The following is a 10959-nucleotide window of genomic DNA, read 5'->3' on the forward strand; positions in this document are numbered from 1 at the left end:
GGAAGAAGGGGTTTTCTTCGTGTAAAGCGGACTACAGAATAAAGAGGGTTGCGAACTTGGCAGCCTGGGGATCCGCAATCCCGAAATGGCCCGTTGAGGGGCGGGGATAACGCCATGCAAATTCTCCTCAGGGCCTGCCAGAATTGGGATCCCGGCTTGTTAGAGATCCCAGTTGGCAGTGGGGGGTAGAAGATGTCGTTTGTCCCGCTGGTGCACTTTCTCGCCCAATCCGGCTTGGTACAAGAGTTGGCCGCCCGCTTGAGATCGCGGCGACAGGCAGCCATTCAGGGGGCAGGGCGGATTGCCAAGGGGTTGATGGCCTCAGCTTTGGCCCAGCAGGAGGGGAGATCCCTGCTGGTGGTGACTGCCACTTTGGAAGAAGCAGGCCGCTGGACGGCGCAACTGGAGGGCATGGGCTGGGAGAGCGTGTACCTTTATCCCACTTCTGAGGCTTCCCCCTATGAGCCGTTTGACCTGGAGCCGGAACTGGTGTGGGGCCAGTTCCAGGTGCTGGCCGACTGTCTCCAGGGCAGAAAGGGCATGGCCATCGTGGCGACGGAGCGGGCCCTGCAACCTCACCTTCCCCCCCCAGAGGTGTTTCAGGGCTTTTGCCTCAAGCTGGAACCTGGCCTGGAGCTGTCGCCGCAGCAGTTGGGGCAGCAGTTGGCCCGGCTGGGCTACCAGCGGGTAAGCCTGGTGGAAAGCGAGGGGCAGTGGAGCCAAAGGGGCGATATTCTCGACATTTTCCCGGTGGCCTGCGAGTGGCCAGTGCGCCTGGAGTGGTTTGGCAATGAGCTGGAACGGCTGCGGGAGTTCGACCCGGTAAGCCAGCGCTCCCAGGATTCAATTCCCTCTGTCTGGCTGACTCCCACCGGCTATGGGCCCATGCTTTGGCCAGGGCTGCAGGAAAAGATGGAGCGGCTCTCCCCCGCCCTGCAGCAGCATTGGCTGCAGGGATCGCCTCCCCCAGAAGGCCTGCGCCGTTTTCTCGGCCTGCTCTACGATCCACCGGCCAACCTGCTGAGCTACTTGGATCCTAATACCTTGATCCTGATCGACGAGCCGGAGCAGTGCCAGGCCCACAGCCGGCAGTGGCTAGCCCACGCCGAGGAGCAGTGGCAGCTGGCCCAGGCTGCCGAGCCGGCTCTAGTGCCCTTCCACCGCCCCTTCGATCTTGAGGCCGCTGAGTGGGATCCCTTCCCCCGCCTGTTGGCCCGTGCCTTTGCCCCTGCTGGTGAGGGGGAAGCTGTCCTCGACCTCAAAAGCCGGCCTGTCCCTGCCACTCCCCACCAGTTTGGATCCCTGGCCAAAACCCTGCGCGAGTACCGCAAGCAACACTTGCAGGTGTGGATCCTCTCCGCCCAGCCCTCCCGCACCGTGGCTCTGCTGCAGGAACACGACTGCCCGGCCCAGTACGTGCCCAACCCCAGAGATTTTCCGACTATCGAGCGCCAGCTCCAGTCCTACACGCCGGTGGCCCTGAAGTACTCCGGCCTAGCGGATCTGGAGGGGTTTCTCCTGCCCACGCTGGGGTGGGTGGTGCTGACCGACCGCGAGTTTTTCGGCCAGCACAGCCTGGCCACCCCCACCTATGTGCGCAAGCGCCGCCAGGCCAGCTCCCGCCAGGTGGATCCCAACCTGCTCAAGCCGGGGGATTTTGTTGTTCACCGAGCCCATGGCATTGGCCAGTTCCTGCGCTTGGAAAGCCTCACCATCGGCGGCGAAACCCGGGAATATCTGGTCATTCAATACAGCGATGGCTTGTTGCGGGTAGCTGCCGACCAGGTCAACTCCCTCTCCCGCTACCGGGCTAGCGGCGATGGACCGCCTGCTCTGCACAAAATGTCCGGCAGCAGTTGGGAAAAGACCAAGCAGAAGGTGAAAAAGAGCCTGCGAAAAGTGGCCTTTGATCTGCTGCAGCTCTACGCCAAACGAGCCGAACAGGAGGGCTATGCCTTCCCGCCCGATTCTCCGTGGCAACAGGAGTTTGAGGAGTCTTTTCCCCATCCGTTGACGCCGGATCAAATTCGCGCCGTCCAGGAGATCAAGCGGGATATGGAGTCCCCTCGCCCCATGGATCGGCTGCTGTGTGGGGATGTGGGTTTTGGCAAAACGGAAGTGGCCATCCGCGCCATTTTCAAAGCCGTAACCGCTGGCAAGCAGGTAGCTCTTCTGGCGCCAACCACCATTCTCACCCAGCAGCACTACCACACTCTCAAAGAGCGCTTTGCCCCCTATCCCATTCAAGTGGGCTTACTCAACCGCTTCCGCACTCCTGAAGAGAAAAAAGAGATCCTGGCCCGCCTCAAAAGTGGCGAACTGGATGTCATTGTGGGCACCCACCAACTTTTGGGCAAGGATGTGCAGTTTCGGGATTTAGGCCTTCTAGTCATTGACGAAGAACATCGCTTTGGTGTCAACCAAAAAGAGAAAATTAAACTCCTCAAAACCCAGGTAGATGTGCTCACCCTTACGGCTACTCCTATTCCCCGCACGCTGTATATGGCCTTGTCAGGGTTGAGGGAAATGAGCTTGATCCAAACTCCCCCGCCCTCGCGGCGCCCGATTAAAACTCACCTCTCCCCCTACAACCCTGAGGTCATTCGCACGGCTATCCGCCAGGAGTTGGATCGCGGCGGGCAAGTCTTTTATGTCGTCAACCGCATTGAAGGGATCGAAGAAACCAGTGCCAAACTGCGGGAATGGGTACCCGGCGCCCGCATTGCCATTGCCCATGGGCAGATGCCGGAAGGGGAGCTGGAAGCGACGATGCTGGCTTTTAACAATGGGGAAATCGATATCCTGGTCTGCACTACCATTATTGAGTCTGGTTTGGATATTCCCCGTGTCAACACCATTTTGATTGAAAATGCCCAGGAGTTTGGGCTGGCTCAGCTTTACCAACTGCGAGGTCGGGTGGGCCGGGCTGGGATCCAAGCCCATGCCTGGCTATTCTACCGAGAAGATGGGATCCTCACCGAGGAGGCCCGCAAACGCCTGCAGGCCATTCAAGAATTTACCCAACTGGGATCTGGCTACCAGTTGGCTCTGCGGGATATGGAAATTCGCGGGATTGGCAACTTGCTGGGAACGGAGCAATCGGGGCAAGTCAATGCAGTGGGCCTTGATCTCTACCTAGAAATGCTGCAAGAGGCCATTCGAGAAATTCGCGGCCAGAAGATCCCGCAGGTGGAGGACACCCAGATCGACCTCAACGTTACGGCCATGATTCCCCAGAGCTATATCCCTGACGAGGAACAAAAAATGCAGGCTTATCGCCAGTTGGCGGCTGCTGGATCGCGCCTGGAGCTTTCTCAGATAGCCCAGGAATGGCAAGACCGCTTTGGCCCGCTGCCCAAGCCTACCCAGGAACTGCTGCGGGTGATGGAGCTAAAGATTTTGGCCCGCACGCTGGGCTTTTCCCGCATCAGGCCAGCCAAGGAGCATGTTCTTTTGGAAACTCCCATGGAGGAGCCGGCCTGGAACCGCCTCAAGGAAGCCCTACCAGCCCACTTGCAGTCCCGCTTTGTCTACCAGCCGGGCAAGGTCACAGTACGGGGGCTGGGGATGCTGGCGCCGGCCCAGCAACTGGAAAACCTTTTGCAGTGGCTAGATAAGATGAGCCTGGCCTTAACGGAGCCGGAGGCTGGGATGCCAAAGCTTGCCTCATGAAAGTTCTCGCAGTGCATCACCTCCAGAAAACCTACCGGCAGGGGGGCAAGCAGGTGCGGGCGGTGGTGGATGTCTCTCTGACGCTGGCGGCAGGGGAGATCCTGGCTTTCTTGGGGCCCAATGGAGCCGGCAAGACCACCACCATCAAAATGATTGCTGGGCTGATCCGGCCGGATGCTGGCACGGTGCGCATCCTGGGACGGGATCCCCACGCCGATGCGGGTGCGCTGGCCCAGGTGGGGGCGGTGCTGGAAGGCAACCGCAACCTCTACTGGCGGCTGACCCCCTTGCAAAACTTGGAGTACTTTGGCGTGCTGCGGGGGCTATCCCCCAGAACGGCTCGCCAGCGGGGGCTGGAGCTACTGGAGACCTTTGGCCTGCTAGAAAAACGGGATGTTGCTGTGCAGACCCTTTCGCGGGGTATGCAGCAGAAGGTGGCCATTGCTGTTGCCCTCTTGCACCAGCCGGCTCTGCTCCTTTTGGATGAGCCCACCCTGGGGCTGGATGTGGAAGCCGCCCAAGCAGTGAAATCCTTGATCCGCCAAATTGCCGCTGCAGGTCGGGCCATTCTCCTCACTACCCACCAACTGGAGATGGCCGAGGCCCTCTCAGACCAAGTGGCCGTGATTGAGGGGGGGAGAATCCTCCTCCAGACTCCCACGCAGGAGCTGATCCGCCAGTTTGCCGCTGCGGCCAGTACTTATCGGATTGAGTTGGAACAAGAGCTGGATCCCAGCCGGGCGGGGCGCCTGCTCCGGCAAGGGGTGGAGATTCTCGGCTGCCATCAGCTGCGCTTTGGCGGCTCCTCGGAGGCGTTGTATCAGGTGCTGGAGATCCTCAAGCCCTTGCCCCTGCTTAGCGTTAAGCGAGAGGAAGCAGATCTCACCCACATTTTTCTCAAGCTGCTGCAGAGGAGATGAGACCACTGCTGTACCTGTTTTGGGCGGAGCTAAAGCGCACCTGGATCCAGTACATTCGCTATCCGGCAGAAGCCCTGGGCGGGATCCTCATCACCACCTTTTTCTTCTATGCCCTCTTTGCCGGCGCTCAGTATGTGGCGGGGCCAGCTTCCCAGTTTGGCGAACGGCTGGACGCGGTGGTGATTGGCTATGTGCTCTGGACGCTAGTGATTTTTGTAGTGAACGATATTGCCCTCAACTTGCAGGTGGAAGCCCAGACGGGCACGCTGGAGCAGGTGTTGCTCTCGCCCTTTTCGGCGGCCACCCTGTTTTTGGCGCGGGCCTGCGCCAGTTTGGTGTTACGCCTCACCCTCGTTGTCGTCATTTTGGGGATCATCCTGTTGCTCACCGGCAGCCAGCTGCGCTTTCCCCCCAGCTTGCTGCTGCCCCTTTTGAGCGTGGTGCTAGGGGCCTATGGCTTCTCGTTTTTGCTGGGATCTGCTGCCTTGATCTGGAAGCGCATTCAACAACTGCTGATCCTGAGCCAATTTGGCCTGCTCTTTCTCCTAGCTACCCCCACGGAAGAGTGGTCGGGATCCCTAAAGTGGCTGGGGCAGATGCTGCCCATGACGGCAGGGGCTGGCCTGCTGCGGGATCTGATGGTGCGGGAGGTGGGATTGGATCCCCTGCGGCTGCTCATGGCTCTGGCCAGCGGCATTTTCTACTTCGGGCTGGGCTTGCTGGCCTTTCGCCGGGCAATGCAACTGGCCAAACAGCGGGGGATCCTGGGATCCCAGTAGGACCTTGTCAGAGGGAGCGCCGGTCGCCAGGGGAGCGCAACAGGTGAGGGAAGTGGTATTCCACTGCGCCGGTGGTGAGGTTGTTCTCAGGGGAGGCCATGCCCCGTCGGCTTAGCTCTCGCAGCGCTTTTTCAATCTCGTCAAAGTCGGCAGGGAGCTCGATGGCGATCTCCGAGAGGGTGAGGATCCCTTGTCGCTGCTGCGCCAGCCGTAGGATCTCCCGCATCAAAGCCTGACCCTTCAAAGGCTGAGGCGGGGCCGAGACAGACTTGGCGGGAGCCCCAGAGGGGCGGATCCCTTGCAAGACGGCCAGCTTGAAGTTGTAATCTTCCACCATGCCTGGGATCAAAAACAGGTCAATCAACTGGCCAATTCCCAACAGGCCAAACGTAAAGAGCCAGAGAATGCCCGTCCCGGGTTTGCCCAGGTAAAGGCGATGGACACCGCAGATGCCGAAGACGCGCAATGCCCAGAGGAGATAGGCGGTGCCGACGGATTTGGGCTCGGCAGGGGGCAGCAGGTAGCGAGAGCTCATGGGCATCAGTCAAGGTAGCTTGGGCGAGTAACCCTAGTCTGCCATCTTTTGCCTTGGACGGGCAGGACGCCTCTTCTCTGGTGCTTGGGAGCGGGGTAGCTTCAAGAAAAGAGGCTGAAAAGGGGGATCCAAGAACGCCATTGAGGGGGTGGCGGTCGCGCCCCCGGGAGACTCAGGAAGGTCGATGCTTGAGCCCATCTTGATCGGGTTGAGTGCTGTGCTCTGGGGCCTCCTCTGGAGCTACGCCACGCTTCTAGTTGTACTGGTCAACTTCAAGGAGCAGGATTCCGTTTACGCCTACCCCCTGCAAGCAGTGTTAGATCGCTTTGTGGAGTCGCTGGGGCTGGGTTGGCTTAAGGATCTCCATGCCATGCAGCTGCAGCCACTGCGCCGGATCAGCTATGCCCTCTTTGGCGTCGTCACGCTGGGGGTGGCTTTCATGCTCTGGGTTTTGGGGTGAGGCAGTGGCCAGCTCCTCGATCTGGCCCTAGGCAGAGCCGACTGCAGCCGCTGAAAAGTCCCGCTGCTCAGCCTCTCCCGAGTAGAAAATTGCCTGCAGCTTTTTCAAACAGGCTTGGATCTGAGCCATCTCTTCGGGACTCAGCTTTTGAAAACGCTCTTTCAGGTAGGCCACGTGGGCCGGGAAGATCTGTTCAAACAGTTTTTCCCCCTCTTCAGTGAGCACGACCCTAAAGCAGCGGCGGTTTTCTGGAGGTACCTCGCGACGCACCAGCCCCTTTTGTTCCAGGCGATCCACGATCCCGGTCAGTGTTCCTTTGGTAACCAGTGTTTTTTGGGCCAGGACATTCATTGTCAGGCCGGGAGTGTTGCCAAGAGTTACCAACACATCAAATTGGGGGGCGGTCAGCCCCATTTGACGAATGTGAGCGCTGGCGCAATTTTCAAAGGCTTGGTAAGCCCGCGCCAGATCCCGCAGCAGCCCCAAGAAAGGCTCCTGGTCTGCTGCTACCGAAGGCTGGAGAGCTTGCTCTGTAGGCAGCTGAGCAGAGGTGGGCATGGTCAGCAATCGCTAGAGGCGACGGATTCCTCAACAACTGTTTTAGCTTCACCATAGCCTACTGTAATATAGTCCTAACACAAATTAATACTCCTTGAAACAACTGCTAGCTCTGGAGATCCCAGCTACTGCAGAGGGATGCCCCCTTAGCCCTCTGAGGAGGGCTTGGCGGCGGAAAATCCAGGCTAAGCTATGACCATAGCCCCTGTGGAGCGTGCTAGGCGCAGATGGGATCCCTCACTCTCTGCCTACAATAAGCCAGGCGAAGGAGTTGCCATGCTGAGAATTGTTACCCAGCTAGCCGAGGCCGAAGCGGAGCTCAGACGGATCTCGGAGCGCACTCAGGCTGAGCAAAACCTTCATCGCGAGGCAACTGTGCGGGAGATCCTGCAAGCAGTGCGCCGCCAGGGGGATCGGGCCCTGCTGGCCTACACGGCAGAGTTCGACCAGGTGGAGCTCAGCGTAGCTGAGCTAAGGGTCTCGGGGGCGGAGCTGGAGGCGGCCTACCAGGCAGTCTCGCCGCAACTGCTCTCGGCTCTGCGCCTGGCCAAACAGCGCATCGAAGCCTTCCACCGGCAGCGGGTGCCCAGCAGTTGGGTGAGCTTTCCTGGTCCCGAGATTGTCTTGGGCAAGCAGTACCGCCCAGTGGATCGCGCTGGCCTCTACATTCCCGGAGGGCGCGCCGCTTATCCCAGTACCGTGTTGATGAATGCGATTCCAGCCAAGGTGGCGGGAGTGCCGGAAATTGTCATGGTAACCCCACCAGGATCCGACGGCTCAGGAGGCAAGGGGATTCACCCCGCCATTTTGGTGGCCGCCCAAGAAGTAGGTATCCACACCATCTATCGCGTCGGCGGGGCCCAGGCGATTGCAGCACTGGCCTATGGAACCGAGACCATCCCCAAGGTGGACGTGATCACGGGCCCCGGCAACATCTACGTAACCCTGGCCAAAAAGCTGGTGTATGGCACAGTGGGCATCGACTCCTTGGCCGGTCCTTCGGAAGTGGTGATCATTGCCGATGAGAGCGCCAACCCCCTTTATGTTGCTGCCGATCTCCTGGCCCAGGCCGAGCATGACCCCCTGGCAGCGGCCATCCTGCTTACTCCAGACCTCCAGCTGGCCCAACAGGTGCAGCAGGCGGTAGCTACCCAGATCGAGGAGCATCCCAATCGCCTCATGGTGGAAAAGGCGGTGGCCAACTACGGGCTAATTGGGGTGGTGCCCGATCTGGCCACGGCGGTCAACTTGTCCAACCAGTTTGCGCCAGAACACCTGGAGCTCCAGGTAGCCGATCCCTGGGCCCTGGTAGATGCGATTCGCCATGCGGGGGCAATCTTCTTGGGACACTATACCCCAGAGGCGGTGGGGGACTACCTGGCCGGACCCAACCACACCTTGCCTACGGCAGGGGCAGCCCGCTACGCTTCAGCGCTGGGGGTAGAAACCTTCCTGAAGCACTCCAGCTTAATCCAGTACGGCTCGGCAGCCCTGCAAGAGGTGGCCGGTGCCATTCAAGCGCTGGCGCAAGCGGAGGGGTTACCCGCCCATAGCCGGTCGGTACAGGTGCGGCTGTCGGCCAAGGCCTAGCCAACTGGAGGGGCAGGAAGGTCGGGCAAATGGAGAACTGGCGCAGGGGAAGCTGCCTGTGGCAACTGGGGGGAGCCCTGTTGGCGGTTTGGATTGGCTGGACAGAGGGGAGCGGTATCTGGTTGAGGGATCGGGCAACGGCTGCCCCAGAAAGCTCCTCTCCCTTGCCCCTGCCCTGGGAGTGGGTGTACTCCTTGCAGGAAGAGGCAGGGCAGCGGCAGTGTACGCTGGTGGGCCTGCTGCGCAGCCAGCCGCTGCCGGCTCCGGATCCCCAGTGGCAGGTGTACACGCGGCTGGATTTGGTGGCCACACCGCAGGCCAGTCGGTTGACCAGTGTGCTGTTTGCTGAGAACCTCCGTACCCAAGCTTTGCACGTGATCTATCAGGCGGCAGCGTCTGTGTACGACCCTGTTGAGCCCTTGGATTTTGCCATGATCCTGCCGCTAGCCTGGCAGGACAACACCCTGCTGGCGCGGGAGTACACAGGCTGGTTCCAGACCGACTTAAGCTGGGATCGGGCGGTGATCTGGCCTTTGCCCACCGGCTCGAGCCAGATCCCACCGGTGCAAATCTGGGATCCACCCCCAGCACTGGCCTATGCAGAGCTACTGGGCTGGGATGCCGCGGCAAAGGGACGGGTGCTGTTTGCCGTAGCCGACAGCCTGGGAGAGAGTCCCCGCTTGGTGAGCGTGGGTTCAGACGGCCAGGTGTTGCAGCGGGCATCTGCTGTTGCTTTTCCCCAAAGCAGCTCTTCTCTGGAAGGGTGGCAAGCGGTGATGGCAGAACCCCTGTGCCATCAGAGCCGTTTTGGGGTGGAGCAGAAAGAGGAAAATGGAGAGTAAAAGACCGAGGGAGCCAACATGTCCAGACCCATCGTGCGGCGCGGTTGGCCGCGGGAGGCTTTTGTAGGGGACATCATCGTCTGTACTCTCGAGGGATCCCATCTGGATCAGGTAACCGAGATCCGGGTCAGCCCGGCAGGCAAGGGGATCCGGGTTAGCTTCGGGGATCCCTTGGGGCGCTCCCAAGAGCCAGTGCAGGCCAGCGCCGAGGCCCTGACAGTTACCTTTGAGATTGATCCCAGCACCTACCCTGGCGAAAAGCGCATTGAGCTCATCTCGCCGGCAGGACCCAGCGATCCCCTGCCCTTTTTGGTGATGATGTAGTAGGTCATGCCGTTGGCAACTGCCCCAATCGACCTGGGCGCGCTGGTACTGGGGGTAGGCCTGCTGCTCCTGGTGGGAGGCTGGGCCTGGTGGCTGCGGCGGCAGCAGCGGGCTGCTCCCCCCGACTCGACAACTGTTTTGCCAGCAACAGCGGTTGACCTCTCTGCCCTGACGGCGCAACAGGCGGCCCAACTGCAGCCTTTCGAGGAGGCAGTGGCAGAGCGGCCGCAGGATCCCATTGCCTGGTACAACCGCGCCACCCTCCTCGACCACTTGGGGCAGGCGCAAGCCGCTCTAGCTAGCTACGACCGGGCCCTAGAGCTGAAGCCGGACTTTCCCGAAGCTTGGAACAATCGTGGCTCGCTGCTAGACGAGCTTGGCCGTCACCAGGAAGCGCTGGCCAGCTACGAGCGGGCTCTGCACCTAAAGCCGGATTTTTTTGAGGCCCGCTTTAACCAGGCCAACACGCTGCGGCAACTGGGCCGCTACCAAGAGGCCCTGCGCGCCTACGAGCAGGTTCTCACCTTGCGCCCCGACAGTGGAGAAGCCTGGCATCTGCACGGGCTGACCTTGGCCTCCCTGGAGCGGTGGCAGGAGGCGGTGAACAGCTACGACAAGGCCCTGGCCATCAATCCCCTGGATCCCCAGCTTTGGCAGAGCCGCGGGCTGGCTTTGGTGCACCTGGAGCGCTACGCTGAGGCCCTGGCCAGCTACGAGCGAGCCCTGCAACTGGGCTGCGAATCTGCTTCCCTCTGGGCCGGCCACGCCCTTGCCCACCACCAGCTGGGCAACTGGATGGAAGCTCTCAACAGCTACGACCGCGCTCTAGCCCAGGATCCCCAGCGCTCCCAGCTCTGGCTGCAGCGCGGCCTAGTGCTGATGGACTTGGAGCTCTATGGGCTGGCCATTCAGAGTTTTGAACGGGCTCTGGAGCTGGATCCCAACAATGCCGATGCCCACTACGCCAAAGCCTGCTGCTGCGCCTGGGAAGGCCAAGTGCCCCAGGCCCTCCAAGCCTTAGAGCAAGCTCTGCGGCTGCAGCCAGAACGCTACTGCCCCTTACTTGCCTCCGAACCCTACTTTGATCCCATTCGCGGCGAGCCAAGCTTTGCGGCATTCCTAGCCTCTCTCTGGCCCTGCAACTCATGGCCGCCCCCCGCTGCTGACCCCAAGAGCCCTCCCTCCGCTACCTGAGAGGCCCAACAGCATTCCGCCCAATGGCGGAGGAAAGGGAGGCTCTTTTGCCGACGCAAGCCGCCAATTTTCCCTTTGCCGGTGG

Annotated in this window: 10 protein-coding genes; 8 read left to right on the top strand and 2 right to left on the bottom strand. The window is 60.7% G+C overall.

From position 1 onward, the window contains the following. Positions 1-192: 192 nt before the first annotated feature. The 3 genes from mfd to NW827_RS08890 are packed head-to-tail and all read left to right on the top strand — an operon-like array spanning position 193 to position 5371. Positions 193-3672, top strand: coding sequence for a transcription-repair coupling factor (mfd, locus tag NW827_RS08880; protein WP_414403894.1), 3480 nt, complete (start codon positions 193-195; stop codon positions 3670-3672). After that, complete coding sequence (locus NW827_RS08885; protein ID WP_414403895.1) at positions 3669-4592, top strand: ABC transporter ATP-binding protein; 924 nt, start codon at positions 3669-3671, stop codon at positions 4590-4592. The genes mfd and NW827_RS08885 overlap by 4 nt, the downstream gene beginning before the upstream one ends. Next, complete coding sequence (locus NW827_RS08890) at positions 4589-5371, top strand: ABC transporter permease (protein ID WP_414360236.1); 783 nt, start codon at positions 4589-4591, stop codon at positions 5369-5371. The genes NW827_RS08885 and NW827_RS08890 overlap by 4 nt, the downstream gene beginning before the upstream one ends. 7 nt (positions 5372-5378) lie before the next feature. On the opposite strand, the gene NW827_RS08895 is transcribed toward NW827_RS08890, so the two are convergent. Beyond that, a complete protein-coding gene (locus tag NW827_RS08895) occupies positions 5379-5906 on the bottom strand; it encodes a TM2 domain-containing protein (protein WP_414503581.1) in 528 nt (175 codons plus the stop codon). Positions 5907-6090: 184 nt separating this feature from the next. Between NW827_RS08895 and NW827_RS08900 the strand changes: the two genes are divergently transcribed. Further along, positions 6091-6366: a hypothetical protein gene (locus NW827_RS08900; RefSeq protein WP_414503582.1), complete on the top strand. Its 276-nt coding sequence runs from the start codon at positions 6091-6093 to the stop codon at positions 6364-6366. A gap of 27 nt (positions 6367-6393) precedes the next feature. Here the strand turns inward: NW827_RS08900 and NW827_RS08905 are convergent, their stop codons facing one another. Next, entirely contained in the window at positions 6394-6924 is a 531-nt protein-coding gene (locus NW827_RS08905; protein ID WP_414403898.1) for a MarR family winged helix-turn-helix transcriptional regulator, read from the bottom strand. 276 nt (positions 6925-7200) lie between these two features. Between NW827_RS08905 and hisD the strand changes: the two genes are divergently transcribed. The 4 genes from hisD to NW827_RS08925 are packed head-to-tail and all read left to right on the top strand — an operon-like array spanning position 7201 to position 10874. Then, positions 7201-8514 carry a histidinol dehydrogenase gene (gene hisD / locus NW827_RS08910; protein WP_414360247.1) on the top strand — a complete coding sequence of 438 codons (1314 nt, stop codon included), beginning with the start codon at positions 7201-7203 and terminating at the stop codon, positions 8512-8514. 29 nt (positions 8515-8543) lie between these two features. After that, positions 8544-9356: a hypothetical protein gene (locus NW827_RS08915; RefSeq protein ID WP_414403899.1), complete on the top strand. Its 813-nt coding sequence runs from the start codon at positions 8544-8546 to the stop codon at positions 9354-9356. Between the two features lie 18 nt (positions 9357-9374). Beyond that, positions 9375-9680 (top strand): hypothetical protein, encoded by a 306-nt coding sequence (locus NW827_RS08920; RefSeq protein ID WP_414360249.1) that lies wholly within the window; start codon positions 9375-9377, stop codon positions 9678-9680. A gap of 6 nt (positions 9681-9686) precedes the next feature. Further along, a complete protein-coding gene (locus tag NW827_RS08925; RefSeq protein ID WP_414503583.1) occupies positions 9687-10874 on the top strand; it encodes a tetratricopeptide repeat protein in 1188 nt (395 codons plus the stop codon). Positions 10875-10959: the final 85 nt, after the last annotated feature.

The organism is Synechococcus sp. H70.1 (assembly GCF_047502705.1).
Lineage (GTDB): Bacteria > Cyanobacteriota > Cyanobacteriia > Thermostichales > Thermostichaceae > Thermostichus.

What these genes read in the sequence shown, in the direction of transcription:
- mfd (WP_414403894.1), top strand. Translation starts at nt 193, where the DNA reads ATGTCGTTTGTCCCGCTGGTGCACTTTCTCGCCCAATCCGGCTTGGTA.
- NW827_RS08885 (WP_414403895.1), top strand. Translation starts at nt 3,669, where the DNA reads ATGAAAGTTCTCGCAGTGCATCACCTCCAGAAAACCTACCGGCAGGGG.
- NW827_RS08890 (WP_414360236.1), top strand. Translation starts at nt 4,589, where the DNA reads ATGAGACCACTGCTGTACCTGTTTTGGGCGGAGCTAAAGCGCACCTGG.
- NW827_RS08895 (WP_414503581.1), bottom strand. Translation starts at nt 5,906, where the DNA reads ATGAGCTCTCGCTACCTGCTGCCCCCTGCCGAGCCCAAATCCGTCGGC.
- NW827_RS08900 (WP_414503582.1), top strand. Translation starts at nt 6,091, where the DNA reads ATGCTTGAGCCCATCTTGATCGGGTTGAGTGCTGTGCTCTGGGGCCTC.
- NW827_RS08905 (WP_414403898.1), bottom strand. Translation starts at nt 6,924, where the DNA reads ATGCCCACCTCTGCTCAGCTGCCTACAGAGCAAGCTCTCCAGCCTTCG.
- hisD (WP_414360247.1), top strand. Translation starts at nt 7,201, where the DNA reads ATGCTGAGAATTGTTACCCAGCTAGCCGAGGCCGAAGCGGAGCTCAGA.
- NW827_RS08915 (WP_414403899.1), top strand. Translation starts at nt 8,544, where the DNA reads ATGGAGAACTGGCGCAGGGGAAGCTGCCTGTGGCAACTGGGGGGAGCC.
- NW827_RS08920 (WP_414360249.1), top strand. Translation starts at nt 9,375, where the DNA reads ATGTCCAGACCCATCGTGCGGCGCGGTTGGCCGCGGGAGGCTTTTGTA.
- NW827_RS08925 (WP_414503583.1), top strand. Translation starts at nt 9,687, where the DNA reads ATGCCGTTGGCAACTGCCCCAATCGACCTGGGCGCGCTGGTACTGGGG.